Origin of the sequence: Pontibacter chitinilyticus, from assembly GCF_039748935.1 — a bacterium.
Taxonomy (GTDB): domain Bacteria; phylum Bacteroidota; class Bacteroidia; order Cytophagales; family Hymenobacteraceae; genus Pontibacter; species Pontibacter chitinilyticus.
Window position 1 is genome coordinate 118,136 of record NZ_JBDIZJ010000004.1, and the last position, 16,864, is coordinate 134,999.

Here is a 16,864-nt window from a genome sequence, read left to right on the forward strand (position 1 = left end):
TACGAAATCTGCGCATGAATGTTGTGAAAGTGCATGACATATTTCATAGTTACCAAACTCGTAGTCATTCCCTTAATCTTAGGTATCACAAACTTCTACCATCAGCCAGAACTAAACCGTGTCAGCAAAGCACCTTTTACCCGCATTGAAGCAAATCTTCGCCTTGTTCTTTTTTGCCTGTCTGCTGTTGCTCCATGCGGAGGTACAGGCCCAAACGCCCGGACTTATTTATAAGCCCGCTGCCAATGGTGGCAATCTGGTGCTCGACCCTAACAAAGATGGTTATGTGTCGAAAACTACTGCCGGCTTTAGCGGTACGAACGATGAAGGGGCGGCTTACAGTGAAATCCCTTATCGTGCGTTCCCAGCCATGATAAACGAGCCTCTGAGCGACCTGAATACCGGTGCAAGTGGCGGCCATACTGACCTGGCTACCTCTAGTTACACCGGCACCAGCGGCTCACCTATTGCCGCATACTTCGATGGGACAAACTTTCTGTTTCGGGTAAGATTGGGCGGGCAATCTACTGCCTCCAAGGGTTATAGTATCCTGATCGACAGTGACAACGACTTTACCGGCATTTCTCCTAACCCTGGCTTTGAGTATGAGGTCCTGCTGGCTACTAACTTTGATGTGCGGGTGATCAAACATACCAAAACCACTACCACCAGCACGACAGATAACCAGACAACCTTGTTCAGCGGATCGGTAGACCAATATTTCCAGAAGTCTATCGCAGCCACAAAAGGCGGAGGGGATGCGGACTATTTTTATGACTTTTATGTACCGCTCACAGCTTTCAAGGGAGGCATTACGTCTACTACTGCACTTCGCATGTCGGGTATTACCATTACCAGCGCACAAAGCGGTATTACTGGCACCGTATCAGATGTGGGCGGTGTGAAAGACGATGCGTATGGCAACAACAAGATCAGCATCTGGAAAGACGTCATCGCTACTTTCCCCTCAACGAGTCCCACTGGCATCCAGAGTGGCAGCATTACAGCTGTAAAGGCGCTTGCCCCTGTTGTTAACAGCCCTATACTTTCCGGAAGTTCTACCGTTACCGGCTCCTCGGTAGAGGCAGCGGGTTCTACAATTACTGTGTACCAAGGCACTACCAGCATAGGCACAACAACTGTGGCAGCCAATGGCACTTGGTCGCTAACAGTTGGCTCAGCTGTACTGACCGTGGGACAGACCATAACAGCCACCGTGTTGCCAACAGGAAAGTCTGTTTCTTTAGCATCTACGGGAGTAGTTGTTGCAACTGGACTTTGTAATACAGAACCACCTGTTATTACAGGATCAACAAGTGGTAGCAAAGGATTAACAGGAACGACTACAGTAACAGGGACACTTAACATCTATGACACCCAAACTAATACTTTAAAGATCAGTACAGCAGTAACAGCAGGCGTTATATGGACGTATGATTTTGGCAAGCAAGGTCATTCATTACCAGCCGGCACTTACTATGCCACTGTGCTACCTGCTGATGGAGGATGCGAGTCCAGAAGTTCAAATCAGATTTGTTATCAGACGGGTGGAAATGGAACCGTTACTACCCCTGTCTCGCCTACTATAACCAGCACTACCTTATTAACCACTTCCACACAATTAACTGGAACAGCCACAACTGCAAGCGCTTCAATCATCATTAACAAAAACGGCGTTCAGGTTGGCACTGCCACTGCTGCAGCTACGGCAACTACTGGAACAACTAGCTATGCATGGAGCTTCATCTTTGCCACAAATGGTGTCACTCTAGCTGTAAACGATGTCTTTTATGCCTATACTACAAATACATCCAATACATGTAACACCACAATAAAGTCATCCCGCTCCAATGCTGCTACGTTTATGGCTCAATCCACCGCTCCTACCATCACAGGATCTTACTGCGGGACCACCAGCACAGTAACAGGAACTTCGACGGAGGCGGCTGGAACGGCAATTTACCTCTTTGTAGGTGGCACCCAAATAGCCTCCCCTACTGGTCCGCATGCTTATGTTACAGCTTATGGCAACTGGACAGCTACCGGATTAGCTATACCAGCGAATAGTGTGGTTACGGCAAAAGCATCGGCGCCAAACAAGATGCAAAGTGCTGCTTCTTCCTCGGTATCCGTTAGCAGCCAAACCTCAAACTCTAACTTAGCTATAACTGGAACTATCACAGAGGGGGCAACAAGCTTAAGCGGCACAGCACCGGCAAACGCTACCGTTAAGATTTATGTAGCCGGTTCTTACCTCACCAGTACCACCGCCACAGCTTCCGGCGCCTGGACTGCTTCTGGCATATCGCCTTATGAGATCTTTGCAGGTGCCACGGTATACCTAACAGCTATTTCCGGCACCAGTTGCGAGAGTGCTGCCTCTGCTGCAGTTAAGGTGCAATGCAAGGCTTTTAACACAGCAATGACCGCTTCGCTTTCTGCGGTTCGGTATTGCCCCAACACTTCTGCTACTGTAAAGCTTTCTACCTCAGAGGTGGGCATTGTTTATAACCTGTATGATGGCACCGGAACAACAACTTCCGGCACTTCGGTACTTGGCACCGGCGGCGCCATTAGCCTCACCTCTGCTATACTTACCGTAGACCCTACCAGCTTGATAGTAAAAGCGATAAAGGTAGGGGCAGAGTGTACGTCGCAGATTGGAGCAACGCAGCAAGCCCGCTTATATCCGAGCATACCAAAGAACTATGCGCTAGCGGCTTCGGTAACTAGCGGATGTCCTAATTTGTCTACTGTCATCACAATGCAATCGGCACTGGCAGGCTATACTTACCAATTATACAACAGCACCTCCGGTGTAGCAGTGGGTACGCTGCTGCAACCTACCGCTGATGGCAACCTGAGTTTTCCGGCTGTTACCGTACCAGTTACCACAGAGTATAGCGTGATCATCAAAAGGGTTGGTGAACCTTGCGAAGCCCAGAACGTGGACCCTACTACTACGACGATCAAGATCACTATTACCGGGCCCGACGTAACCAAAGTTGTGACAGCCGCCAGTGCTTCCATTTGTGTAGGCACCAGTACTTCCATCAGTGTGGCCACGCAAAGCGGTTATACTTATAAAGTGTTTCTGAAAGGCACTACTACCCAGGTGGGCGCAAGCATAGCTGGCGATGGCACTGTGAAGTCTGTATCTACCGGAAACCTGGCAGCCGGCACTTATACGTATACCGTGCAGGTGAGCAGTGGAACTACTACAACGACCTGTACGACCAATCTGACGCAAGAGGCAACCGTACAGGCAACCAACGGAGTAGCCACAACGGTGAGTGCCGGCACGGATAAAACCGTCTGCGGTACCAGCACTACGCTGTCGGGCAGTGACCCGGCGCCCGGTACAGGCAAATGGATGGTGACTGGCCCTAACACTCCCACCATAACAAACGTGAACAGCGCCACAACAGCGGTATCAGGATTGGTTTCCGGAACCTACCAGTTTACCTGGACCGTAACGAGCAACTGCAGTAGCACTACTACTGTAACTGCAGCCACCGTTAACATTACTGTAAACTGCCCGGCGCTCTACAATGTAGCCGGCCCTAAAAACTATGACGCATATCGCAACGATGACGTACTGGCCACAGTTTCGGATGCTGACGGAGGCGTTATAGGTGCTCAGAAAGTATCGGGCAGCCTGCCGCCCGGAACAACGCTGAATACAACCACGGGTGCCATAACGGTAAGTAGTGCCTCAGCTTTAACTGCTGGTGTTTATACTTTCACTATCCGCACAACAGATGCGAAAGGGAAAACAACTGATTCTCCTCTTACCATCCGGATCAACAGCCCAACTGATGCGCTTGTTGTGCCGCTCCCAGTTGAACTGGCTTATTTCAATGCCCTCCGGGAAAACGGCTTTGTAGTGCTGCAGTGGATCACAGCTTCTGAAAAAGACAACCTGAAGTTTGTAGTAGAGCGCAGCCTGAATGGTACAGATTTCAAAGCCATCGGCGAGGTAGCAGGCAGCGGTAACAGCAACCAGGTGATCAAGTATAAATTTGAGGATAAAGAGATACTGCCACAAACCGTTTACTACCGCTTAAAACAAGTAGACTTTGACGGAACTGTAACGCCAAGCAAAGTTATTTCGGTAACAGCAGCACAGGTAACAGCAACTGCCTTAAAAGCCTATCCTAATCCGTTCCACACGAATCTAAGTGTGATCATATCGGCTGAAACGAGCGAGGCAGCGCAGTTGCTCCTGCTCGATCTGCATGGTGCGGTTGTTCTGAAACAAAAACTCAACCTGCAAAAAGGTGTTAATGAGTGCGAGCTGCCGCTATCTGGTGTAAGCAGCGGCATGTATATTTTGAAAATGATTGGAGTAAAAACACAGATTGCCATAAAGGTTGTAAAAGCAAATTAGCACCCCCACCGCTTAAAACAGAAAAGCCCGGCTGACCCGTTCAGCTGGGCTTTTCTGTTTTAATACTATGCCAATACCCCGCCTATTATTACTTTGTTGCGATGATAGATGCAAGTATAAATTGCCTGAATCCAGAAACCTATCTGCTCTTAAAACAGTACCATCAACATACTATATAGCCCCCTTGTAACAGCATAGTGGCAAATCCTACATACACTTTAGTACAATTTTTATATTAATTATTAAATTAAACAACAACTAGCATGTAAAGGTTAAACATAAACCAACATCTCACTTGCATAAGCAGATGCGGTGACTTTATGTAAAATAATACATATACTTTCTATTGCTTCAAACATAATCAATATGGAAAAAAAACTTTACCGTTTATATTTCACCCTACTTTATCTTTCCTTAACTGTTTTTCTGATCCTAGGAGCTTTCCGCCAAGCTGATGCGCAGACACCAGGCTTTATTTATAAAGCCGCTACAGGTGGTGGGGAAAAAGTGCTGGACCCGAACGGAGACGGGTATGTATCTACTTCTAAAACGGGTTTTACAAGCACAAACGATATTGGCGCAAGTGTGAGTGAAATTCCGTACCGCCCACTGCCGGTGCTGGAAACAGAACCCTTAGGCGATTTAAATACTGGCAATACCGGCGGACATACCGATCTGGCTCCTCCCTCTCCTATACAGACCTACTTCGATGGGACAAACGTTATGTTTCGGCTAAGGCTCGGCGGCTCGTCCACAGCTTCTAAAGGGTATAGTGTGCTCATTGATACCGACGGGAAATTTGGTGACCTGGTAGCAGGCGGCAATCCAACCACAACACCTAACCCAGGCTTTGAATTTGAGGTTATCCTAGAGTCTAACTTTGATGTGGCGGTATACGACCACCGAAACCAACCTAGTGGTGGATCAAAGATATGGAGCCGGTCCGTGGACCAATTCTCACAACGAGCGGTTGCTGCCACTACCAATGGTGGCAATACAGATTACTTTTATGATTTCTACGTGCCCCTTTCAGTTTTGCCTGGCATTACAGCAGATACACAGTTGCGTATGTCAGGCATTACAATTACAAGTGCACAGAGCGGGATTACAGGTTCCGTTTCCGATATAGGCGGTGTGAACTTCCAGGCTTATGATTATAACAAGCAGAACGCATGGAAAGCTCTAATGGGCGTCTTCCCGAAGACTAGCCTGAACCAAATTAAATCTACCGGTTTTGCGCAGCTTGTGGCCGCAGCACCTGTGGTAACCGGACCAATTACTACAGGCAGCACTACTATAACGGGCACTTCCGTGGAAGCGGCAGGGTCTACTATTAATGTGTACCGCAACGGAAGCACGACACCAATTGGAACAACTACAGTACAGGCGAATGGCAGTTGGTCAATTACCATCTCCAGCACACTTCTCAGCGCTGGCGACAACATCACAGCAACTGTTACACCAACAAACAAGAGCGTTTCCCTCGTTTCCAACTCCATAACGGTTACGGTGCCTGCAATTTGCATGGCTACACCTGCTCCCACTATAACGGGGCAAACAACAAGTAAAACAAAATATCTAACCGGTACTACTCCCTACGTCGGAACCCAAAAAATCTCAATCTATACTGCAACCGGGTCAACTACTGGTTATACGTATACTTTAGAAGGATCTTACATTTTTACCACAACTACTGCTAATGCAGCGCTCCCGACCTCTACTACTGGCATGAGTTCTGTTACAGACATCGTTACTCTTTCAAAAGCTGGAAATTATGTAATAACAACCACACCCGTGAGCTCAACCGGCGCAGCAACGAGTTGTGAATCTTTAAGGTCGAATCAACTATGTTATCAAAATGGCGGTAACGGACCGGTCAATAGCTATGTACCTACTATTTCGAATGTTACTGGTACAAATGGCAGTGTATACAACACATTGACAGAGGCTCCACAACAAATCACCACTATTACAGGTACTCTTGCCACCTATACAACTGGTATTACAGTAGTCTTGCTAAAGAACGGAACACAGCAAACATATCGGGCAACTCCAAGTACTACAGCTCCATATACTTGGACAATGGATGTAACTGGCCTGACTCTTAGTCCTGGTGATATTATTTATGCCCGATCAGAAGTTACGCTTAGTTGCGGGTTAGCTCTTTCTTCATCATCAAACCTGGTTTATATCAAAGGTACCACAGCCACGCCTACCATCAACTCCATTACAAGTTGCGGCGCTATTAAATCAATTTCCGGTACATCTGGTGAGCCGGGCAGCGTGGTAACCATTTACACGAGCGGCACCAGCACAGGACTTAGCGCTACCGTTTCCTCGGGTGGTAACTGGGTGGTGGATGTATCGTCGCTCAACAGCGGCGCCGGCATTGCCGCCGGTGTGCCTATTACAGCGCGCGCCAAGATAGCGGGCAAGGCTACAAGTGCCGTATCAAATAGTGTTCAATCAGCTGCCGCTCCAACAGGTGCTATCACTATAATTAGTCCTATTACACAGGGAGCCACTACCATTAGCGGTAAGGCACCGGCAGGCACACAGCTTACGCTTTATATAGAGGGCACGCCTTTTACACCAGTTCCGGTAGACGCCTCAGGTAACTGGTCTGTAGTAGGGCTCGATGGAAATGAAGTGTTTGCCGGCGCATCAGTTACGGCAACCTATAAAACGTCTGCTACTGATGCCTGTGAGAGTGCCAAAGCTACACCTGTAGTGGTAGGTTGCAGTCCGCCTGATCTTATTGCCAAGCTTATTTTACCCACAACTACCATTTGTGGTGGAAGTACTATTACCGCAGATTTACAGGGAGCCAAGTATGGCATTACTTATAAATTACTGGTAAATGGCGTAGAGTCTGGTAGCTCTGTATTAGGTAATGATGGAACAATTACGCTAACATCTGGTACGGTAGAAAACCTCACTACCGCTAACAAAACTGTTACTGTAACTTACAGAGCACGCAAAGTAAGTGGCACCACCTGCGATGCCATTTCTACTTCGTCAGCTACAGTTACAGTAAAGCCACAACCATTATCCGATGTCGTTTTTAGTTCAACATCGACCTCTGGCTGCGCTAACTCAACCTTTAGCGCTACTATCACTAATACCCGCCTGGGCTATACTTACCAGTTATTAAATCAAGCAACTGGCAACTTAGTTGGCTCTCCAATGCCAGGCGCTAATACCCCTACAGGCCTTGTTCCATTATCAACAGGAGCCGTTAGTGCGAATACTACTTTTGGCCTGGTTATTATAAACACAAATGCTAATACCTGTAGCTATACCCTGCCATCGCAATTCTCAGTAACTACAACGGGGCCATCGACCACGCGGGCTGTAACTGCCGAAAGCGGTGCTGTTTGCCTGAACGGAGCTACCAACATCAAAGTATCTACCGAAAATAATTCAAACTATACATATACGGTATACAGGAGCACTAGCCCCAATACGGGTGTAGCCATAGGTTCTTTTACCGGAGATGGTACCGTAAGATCTGTTACTACCGGGCCTTTGGGCACTGCTGGTACTACTACTTTTTATGTTACAGTTAGCAGCGCTTCCTGTGGTACACAGAGACTCGTAAATGAGGCCACGGTAGTAGTAGGCAATCAGGCTGCTAGCGCTAATGCAGGTACTGACCAGGTAATATGCGGAGCCACTTCAGCAACATTACAGGCGCAGGATCCGTCGCCGGGTACAGGTATGTGGCGTCAACTGAGCGGAAATCCTGTCGGAGCACAAATTGTTAACCCTGACAAACCAATAACCTCCGTAACCGGACTTAAATCCGGCAACTATAAATTTATCTGGAAGGTTACTGCCTCCTGTGCCGCTGCGACTGATAACACTACGGCAGAGGATACAGTAGCTATATTCATCAACTGCCCAGCTGTTTATACCGTAGCTCCACCAAAGTATATGGATGAATACAAAGCAGGAGATGTCCTTGCTAGTGTCGTAGATCCTGATGGGGCTATTACTGACGCTGTAATAGCTGGAGGTATTCCTCCTGGTACTAAGTTTAACACTTTAGATGGTTCGATTACAAGAGCCCTCTATAACCCCTTGGTACCAGGCACTTACAAGTTTACTGTAACAACAACAGATATTTATGGAGTAAAGACCGAGACACCGCTCGTAATTCGCATCTATGAAAACTCCCCAGCCGTTACGCCACTGCCGGTAGAACTAGTATACTTTACTGCAGTTGTGCAGAACAACCAGGTGCAATTGCAATGGAAAACGGCTTCTGAGGAGAACAACAAGGAGTTTGAAGTACAGCGCAGCACAGAAGGGAAGACGTTTGTAACGATTGGCACGGTTAAGGGCAGCGGCACCACTACCATTGAGCAGTTGTATAGCTTCACAGATAATACGCCGGTTCTGGAGACCACATATTACCAGCTGAAACAGGTGGATTTTGATGGCCACTATGCCTTGAGCAAAGTCGTATCAGTCAGCCCGACAGGTATAGCACGGGAACAGGAATTACAGGTATATCCGAATCCGTTTACGACCGAGCTTAACATTACAGTGACAGCAAAAGCCAGCGGAGAAGCTACTGTCCGCCTCTTCGACCTGCAGGGCCGAGTAGTTCATACAGGCAAGGTACAGCTCCAGCCAGGTATAAACGAACTTAAGCTCCCTATGAACCTTATTCGCAGAGGAGTATACATTCTGAAACTACAAGGCAACGGTTTTAATGCTGCCCGCAAAGTGATGAAAGTCCAGTAAGCGGCACCCGTATTTTGCTACAAATTAAAAAGCCGGCCTAAGTGCCGGCTTTTTAATTTGTTAAAGTGCAGTAATCCTGTGGAAAACAGAACAAACTGCGCTACTTTTGCAATGTAACGATTCATCCTATTTCCATCTGTTAAATGAGAATACTGAAATTCGGCGGCACCTCCGTAGGATCTGCTGAGAGAATGAAGGCGGTTGCCTCTCTCATCCAAAGCGATGAAGCTAAGATTGTAGTGCTGTCTGCGATGTCGGGCACTACCAATGCGCTGGTACAAATAGCTGATACGCTGTACCAGAAAAAATCCAATGACGCGAATGCGCAGATAGATGCGCTCCACGATAAGTATAAACAGGTGGTAGCCTCGCTCTACACCTCCGACAACACGAAAAACAAAGCAAACGAATTGCTGCACCAGCACTTCGATTACCTCCGTGCTTTTACGCAGGACCTGTTTACGGTACACGAAGAGCGGGCAGTGCTGGCGCAGGGCGAATTGCTCTCTACAGCGCTGTTCCAGTTTTTTCTGGAAGAGAACGGCATTCCATCTGTGCTGCTGCCTGCCCTTAATTTCATGAAGATCGATGAGAATGAAGAGCCGGATGCCGCCTACATTGCCAAACACCTGAAAACTGAATTGGCGAAATACCCCGGTACAAAGCTCTTTATTACGCAAGGCTACATCTGCCGCAATGCTTTTGGTGAGATTGACAACCTCAAGCGCGGCGGTTCTGATTACTCTGCTTCGTTAATTGGTGCTGCCGCTGATGCTGATGAGATCCAGATATGGACTGACATTGATGGCATGCACAACAATGATCCGCGCATTGTAAAGAATACCTACCCCATTGCCGAGCTTTCGTTTGATGAGGCAGCAGAGCTGGCTTATTTCGGAGCTAAGATCCTGCACCCGAGCAGTGTGTTACCTGCGAAGCAGAAAAATATTCCGGTGCGCCTGCTCAACACCATGCAGCCAGAGGCGAAAGGCACACTTATCAGCGCTACCACCGAGGGCGGAAAGATCAAAGCTGTTGCTGCAAAAGACGGCATCACGGCTATCAAAATAAAGTCGGGGCGCATGTTGCTGGCGTATGGTTTTCTGCGCAGTGTGTTTGAGGTGTTCGAGCGTTATAAAACACCCATTGACATGATCACCACCTCTGAAGTGGCTGTTTCGCTGACCATTGATAACGACAAGTCTTTGCCTGAGATCATCAAAGAACTGAATGAGTTCGGCCAGGTAGAAGTAGACCAGGAGCAGACGATTGTTTGTGTAGTAGGTGACTTTATAGAAGAGCGAAGTGGTTTAGCTTTAAAAGTGTTCCAGTCGATGCAGGATATTCCGCTCCGTATGATCTCTTATGGAGGCAGCAAAAACAACATCAGCCTGCTGGTTAACACATCTGACAAAGTAACTGCACTGCAAAAACTGAATGAAGGGATCTTTGACCGGAACACAACCCATGCTTAATTTAAATGTGGAGGAGTTGCGCCGGCATGCAACCCCCCTGTATGTATACGACCTGAACCTGCTGCGCCAGACGCTGGAAGCAGCTCAGGCCGAAGCCGCCAAGTATAATTACCATGTACATTACGCGCTGAAAGCAAACGCCAATGCCCCGGTGCTAGAGGAGATGCGCCACGTTGGCTTCGGCGCTGACTGCGTTAGCGGCAATGAGGTTAAAGCAGCGATTGAGAATGGCTTTGCGCCTGCCGATGTTGTTTTTGCCGGTGTCGGGAAATCCGATGCCGAGATAAACTACGCGCTGGACCAGGATATCTTCTGCTTTAATTGTGAATCAAAGCATGAGCTGGAGGTACTGAACGAACTGGCAGCAGCCAAAGATAAAACAGCCCGTATTGCACTGCGCATTAACCCGAATGTAAACGCCAACACCCACAAGTATATCACTACAGGGCTGGAGGAAAACAAATTCGGAATCAATGCCTGGGAACTGGAGAGCGTATTGGAGTTACTGCGCCAGCTTGCTAATATAGAACTGATTGGCATTCACTTCCACATCGGCTCCCAAATCACGGACCTGACAGTGTTTAAGAACCTGTGCACCCGCGTAAATGAATTTCAGGAGTGGTTTCGGGCGCATGGGGTGGCGCTGCAGCACATCAATGTAGGCGGAGGCCTGGGGGTAGACTATTACCAGCCCGAGCAGCAGCCGGTGCCAGACTTTACGGCTTACTTCAGCCTTTTTCACCAGTTTTTAGCGTTGCAGCCAAACCAGGAGGTGCACTTTGAATTAGGCCGTGCCTTGGTGGCACAATGTGGTACTCTGATCTCGAAAGTGCTATACATTAAAAAAGGGGCTTCCACTAACTTTGCCATACTGGATGCCGGCATGACGGAACTGATCCGGCCCGCTTTATACCAGTCGCACCATAAAATCGAAAACCTGACCAGTCAAAAGCCGGAAGAACGCTACGATGTAGTAGGTCCTATCTGTGAATCTTCTGACTGTTTCGGCAAAGCGGTTGTGCTACCAGAAACAAACCGCGGCGACCTGATCGCTATTCGCACGGCAGGTGCTTATGGAGAGGTAATGGCCTCGAACTATAACCTACGCGAAAAAGCCAAAGCGCTATACGTGTAAGTATGTTATTATATTAAAATGGCCGGCTTATAGTATAAGCCGGCCATTTTTATGCTTTAATTTATTTTCTATCTTCCTGTAATCCTTTCGCCGCTGCCAGCCTGTAGTGGGCGGAAAACTGTTTCAGCTACAAGCGAAATGATGAAATCTGGTTCAGCTTGTGCTATACCTGGCTGCCCCTGCAGGAAATTTGCCATATCCAGCGCATTTCCGTTCGATTGCTTGTCTACCTTCACCAGGTAAGTGTTATTTCTCAGTTGCTGCAGCACTTCGGCTTTATAGTTTTTGGCCAGCTTGTTTAAAGTAGCTAAGCCACCTTCTGTTGTTGTTACCAGCACCTCATTGCTCAGGCCCTGCAGTTGCTCCCCTCCCTGGCTGCCTGTTATAAAATAAGGAGCCACATACGCGAACTGCACATCGGCGGCCAGTTCTTTTAATGCCTGTTCCACTTGCTTACAATTCAGCCCCTCCTGCAGCTGTACTGCGTGTAGCTGCAATGAGCTTGTCGCAACCGGGGCGCTGACACCTTTTACAAAGCCATACTTGGCCAGTACCCGCTCCTGCACGGCGGCAGGCAAATTGGGTTTAAAAGCAACGAGCACCTGCCCGGTATACACGGCACCGAGATTTACAGTATTGCCTCTATCATTGTAGCTGTAAGTAGTGCAGCTACTGCCAGCAACCTGCATTTTATTTAGCAGGTCAGGATCAAAACGTACATTGCGGATTGGACCGGCATTATTCTCTTTACAGGAAGCAAATACAGCTATAAAAAAGATGCTACCCAGGACGTGTAAGACTATTTTCATCACCATACAGTTTATATCTCCAACAGATACTATTGTACGTGGGTTTAATAGTAAGAGCTACAACTTTCACCCCCATTTTGTGCACTTTTCTCCTTATATGTGAAAATATTTTTCCGGCTGGTAAAATGCTAAGTGCAAGCCTTCGGAGAGGCCTGAAAACAAGGCAATGTCGCCCTCCTTTACCAGCTTCAGCCATAGAGGATAATCAGACCAAAACTACCTCTGTTGCAATGGCAGCCTGCAACAACTGCTCTTCAGTTAATTCATCGGGTACCTGGGCTACAAATGCATCTAACGCTTCGAGTTCCGGCTGGTGCCGCAACAGGTCGCTGCGCTGTATGGTACCCAGCAGCTGCACCACCTGGCTGTTTACGCCAAAAGATGTTACCTCATGCCAAGGCAGGTTCGGCAGTATGCCATTCGGGGTAAAGCGCAGGTAGATGCGCAAAGTTGTATCAGTGGCAACTGCTGTAGTTGCAGCCTGCAACTTAGGGTACGTATACTTGTACCCGGCCAGCGCTGCCGCCACATCAGCCCACACGGCAGAGCCCGTTGGATGGCTACCAGCCCCGCGCCCTTTCAGAAACTGTGTGCCGGCAAACTTTGCCTGTAGCTGCACGCCATTAAATTCTGCTTTTACATGGTATAACTCATTATCCGGCTGCACAAACGCCGGCAATACCTGCACCTCCAGCTGGCCTGCTGCATTTGTTTTGGCGGAAGCCACCAGTTTAAGGCGGGCTCCAGCTGCCTGCGCCAGGGCTACATCCTGCGTGCTGATGTGGTTGATGCCAAAGCGCAACACCTCCGGCAGCGGCACTACCACCCCAAACGCATGTGCTGCAATGATGCAGATTTTGTGCAGTGCGTCAAAGCCGCCTACATCCAGTGTGGGGTCCAGTTCCGCAAAGCCGAGGGCCTGCGCCTCCTGCAGTGCCTCCTGATAAGACAAGTGCTCGGTATCCAGTTTGTGCAGAATGTAGTTGGAAGAGCCATTCAGAATACCGCTTATTTCCTGTAGCGGCTCCGTGCCGTAGTATGCTTCCAGAGTCCGCAGAATCGGAATACTGCCACAAACAGCGGCCTCGTACAGCAGCGTGCCGCCATACTGGCGTTGCAGTTGCACCAGTTCAGGCAGGTTCTCGGCAATCATTTTTTTATTAGCCGATACTACCGTTTTGCCCTGTTGCAGCGCCTGCCGTACCAACAGCAAGGCCTCCTGTGGATCACTGATCAGCTCGGCGAGCAGGTCCAGGCTTTGATCCTGCACCAGTTGCTGGGCATCAAACGTAAAAGCTGTAGCAGGCAGTGAGCGTTCTTTTGCTTTGTCTTTTACACAGATCTGTACTACTTCCAAAAGCTGGTTGTGTTGCAGTACATCGTACAATCCCTGGCCCACACAGCCAAATCCCAGAATCCCTATTTTCTTTTTACCGCGCTTATCGCTCATAATTTGCTAATGCTTCTGATTCTACTTCTTCATAAAACTGGCTGATGGCATTTGTCAGTTGGTCCACCTCCACCAGAAAACCATCGTGTCCGTAGTTGGACGTAAGTATGGCGAATGCTGATCCGCGCACCTGCTCATGCAGGTACCGCTGCTCCTCTACGGGGAACAAAATATCGGTATCAACACCCACAAAAAGACAACGTGCCTGCAGGTGCGCCAGTGCTTGCCGGAGGCCGCCCCGGTTACGGCCCACGTGGTGCGAATCCATCGCCTTAGAGAGCAGCCAGTAAGTATAAGCGTTAAAGCGCTGGGCCAGTTTTTCACCCTGGTATACCTGGTAGGTAGCCGCACGAAAATCATCGGTAATGCTGTTGCCCGGCTCCTGCTGCGTCTCCTGGTAGGTGTTGTAGTGGCGATATGAGAGCATGGCAACTGCCCGAGCCGTTTTTAGTCCGTCAAGGCCAGCTTGTTCGGTGTTGCCTGCCCAGCTGGGATCCTGCCGGATGGCCATACGCTGTGTTTCGTTAAAGGCAATACCCCAGGCTGAATGGCGGGCGTTAGAGGCCACATGCACCAGCCGCTGAAATACCGTTGGCTGCTGTATGGCCCACTCCAGCGCCTGCTGCCCACCCAGCGAGCCCCCGATCAAAGTATGCACCTGGCTAAACCCTAACTCTTTCCGCAGCAGGTCGAAAGCGCCGACCACATCACGGTTCGTGAAAGCTGGAAAATCGTGGAAGTAGGGCTGCTTTGAGCGCGGGTTGATGGAAAGTGGCCCCGTGGAGCCATAGCAGCCACCCAAAGTGTTGGCACAAACAATAAGCCAACGGCTGGGATCATACAACTTGCCTTCGCCAAACAAGCCAGCCCACCAGTCAGTAAAATCGGAGCTGCCCGTTAGGGCGTGGCATACCCATACTATATTGTCGCGCTTTGGGCTAAGCTGACCGAAGGTAGTATAGGCAAGCTGCAAGCCGGGAAGCACTGCCCCCGACTCTAGCTCAAACTCCTGTGGATAATGAAAAACGTGATGCTCTGGCATGTTATTCTTTCTAAATAGCTACTGCCTGTGCCTGCTGCACTTTGGCAAAAGCCTGTTCAAAATCTGCTTTGATGTCGTCGATGTGCTCGATGCCGGCAGAAACGCGAAGCTGGGTTGGCTCTACACCGGCATGTTGCTGCTCGGCATCACTCAATTGCTGGTGCGTGGTAGAAGCCGGGTGAATGATGAGTGTTTTGGCATCGCCAACATTCGCCAGGTGGCTCACCAGCTCCAGGCTGTTCACAAATGTTTCTGCCTGCTGTTTATCGCCTTTCAGCTTAAAGCTCAGCACCCCGCCAAAGCCGCGCTTGAGGTATTTTTTGGCCAGTTCGTGATAGCTGCTGCTCTCCAGCCCTGGATAATTTACCGATTCTACCTGCTCGTGCTGCTCCAGCCACTGGGCCAACGCCAGGGCATTCTGTACTGTTCTGTCTACGCGCAGCGAAAGTGTTTCCAGGCCTTGCAGCAGCAGGAACGAGTTAAAGGGGCTCAGTGCCGGGCCAAAGTCACGCAGGCCTTCTACCCGCGCCCGAATAGCAAAGGCAATGTTGCCGAAGGGTCCGTCTGTGCCGAATACTTCCCAGAAATTAAGGCCGTGGTATCCTTCGCTTGGCTCCGAGAACTGCGGGAATTTGCCATTGCCCCAGTTAAAGTTGCCGCCATCTACCAGCACACCGCCAATGCTGGTGCCGTGGCCGCCTATCCACTTGGTAGCAGCTTCTACCACCACGTTTGCCCCATGCTCCAGTGGCCTGAACAGGTAACCGCCAGCGCCGAATGTGTTGTCTACTACCAACGGAATATCATACTTGCGGGCCAGCGCGGCGATGGCATCAAAGTCCGGAATGTTGAAACGTGGGTTGCCGATGCTCTCCACGTAAATAGCTTTCGTGTTATCGTCAATCAGCTTTTCATAACTTTCCACGGCATCATCGGCAGCAAATCTCGCCTCAATGCCCAGGCGCTTAAATGACACTTTAAATTGGTTGTAAGAGCCACCGTACAGGTTAGCAGTTGTCACAAAGTTGTCGCCGGTTACCAGAATATTGGTGAGCGCCAGGAACTGAGCCGCCATTCCGGAAGCCGTTGCTACGGCTGCCACTCCGCCTTCTAAGGCCGCCACCCGCTTCTCAAACACATCCGTAGTGGGGTTCATGATGCGGGTATAGATGTTACCGAACTCCTTTAAGGCAAAGAGGTTGGCGCCGTGCTCAGCATTTTTAAATGTATAAGAAGTGGTTTGATAAATAGGTACGGCACGCGACTGTGTGGTCGGATCGATTTCCTGGCCGGCGTGCAGCTGCAATGTTTCAAAATGGAGTGGTGTAGACATGCTGGTGCTTGTTATAATGTGAGAATATTGGATTTATCTTGACGCAGAAGCGAAGTAAGAGGTGCTATCGGGCAATGGCACAGCCGTGCAGCAGCCGCAAAAGCGCAAACGGAATTGGATGTGTTAGCTTAGCAACAACAGCAATCCATAGCCCCCAAGGGCATACGCATGACGTGTGCTAAAACTAAACAGGATTGCTGCGGCAGGTTAGCTGCCGGCAAAATAAAACTACAATAAAGCTGTGTTGGCTTGGTTCCCTTGTTCATTGCCGTATCAATTTATATTCTTCCGAACCTTTCGGAATCAGGAATTAGCACCTTAACGCGTTGTTAGGTTGCTAGCGCTTCATAGAGCCTGTCTCTCCACGCTTCTTTATAAATCAATATCCGCGAAGGGATGATTGACTTGACGTTGCAATATTAAAGTCTGCCGGAAATAAATACAAGCTTTTTTTGCTTTTTATACTTCCAGCACTTGC

8 protein-coding genes and 1 riboswitch are annotated in these 16,864 nt (G+C 49.1%); of the genes, 4 read left to right on the forward strand and 4 right to left on the reverse strand.

Translation table 11 applies throughout. From position 1 onward, the window contains the following. The first annotated feature begins 145 nt into the window (after window positions 1-145). The 4 genes from ABDW72_RS08705 (at window position 146) to lysA (ending at window position 11,752) form a co-directional block, all read left to right on the forward strand. On the forward strand, window positions 146-4,390 hold the full coding sequence (locus ABDW72_RS08705) for a T9SS type A sorting domain-containing protein (protein WP_347158155.1): 4,245 nt from the start codon (window positions 146-148) through the stop codon (window positions 4,388-4,390). 366 nt (window positions 4,391-4,756) lie between these two features. After that, complete coding sequence (locus ABDW72_RS08710) at window positions 4,757-9,142, forward strand: beta strand repeat-containing protein (protein WP_347158156.1); 4,386 nt, start codon at window positions 4,757-4,759, stop codon at window positions 9,140-9,142. Between the two features lie 143 nt (window positions 9,143-9,285). Next, entirely contained in the window at window positions 9,286-10,617 is a 1,332-nt protein-coding gene (locus ABDW72_RS08715) for an aspartate kinase (protein WP_347158157.1), read from the forward strand. Then, window positions 10,610-11,752, forward strand: coding sequence for a diaminopimelate decarboxylase (lysA, locus tag ABDW72_RS08720; RefSeq protein WP_347158158.1), 1,143 nt, complete (start codon window positions 10,610-10,612; stop codon window positions 11,750-11,752). Before ABDW72_RS08715 ends, lysA begins: the two co-directional genes overlap by 8 nt. A 68-nt stretch (window positions 11,753-11,820) precedes the next feature. Here lysA and ABDW72_RS08725 read toward each other — a convergent pair whose 3' ends face one another. The 4 genes from ABDW72_RS08725 to ABDW72_RS08740 form a co-directional block, all read right to left on the reverse strand. Next, window positions 11,821-12,561 carry a S8 family serine peptidase gene (locus tag ABDW72_RS08725; RefSeq protein WP_347158159.1) on the reverse strand — a complete coding sequence of 247 codons (741 nt, stop codon included), beginning with the start codon at window positions 12,559-12,561 and terminating at the stop codon, window positions 11,821-11,823. Between the two features lie 205 nt (window positions 12,562-12,766). Further along, on the reverse strand, window positions 12,767-14,011 hold the full coding sequence (locus tag ABDW72_RS08730; protein WP_347158160.1) for a homoserine dehydrogenase: 1,245 nt from the start codon (window positions 14,009-14,011) through the stop codon (window positions 12,767-12,769). Beyond that, window positions 14,001-15,053: a homoserine O-acetyltransferase family protein gene (locus tag ABDW72_RS08735; RefSeq protein WP_347158161.1), complete on the reverse strand. Its 1,053-nt coding sequence runs from the start codon at window positions 15,051-15,053 to the stop codon at window positions 14,001-14,003. The genes ABDW72_RS08730 and ABDW72_RS08735 overlap by 11 nt, the downstream gene beginning before the upstream one ends. A gap of 10 nt (window positions 15,054-15,063) precedes the next feature. Continuing rightward, entirely contained in the window at window positions 15,064-16,386 is a 1,323-nt protein-coding gene (locus ABDW72_RS08740; RefSeq protein ID WP_347158162.1) for an O-acetylhomoserine aminocarboxypropyltransferase/cysteine synthase family protein, read from the reverse strand. 275 nt (window positions 16,387-16,661) lie between these two features. After that, window positions 16,662-16,767: riboswitch (SAM riboswitch) on the reverse strand. Between the last annotated feature and the right edge of the window lie 97 nt (window positions 16,768-16,864).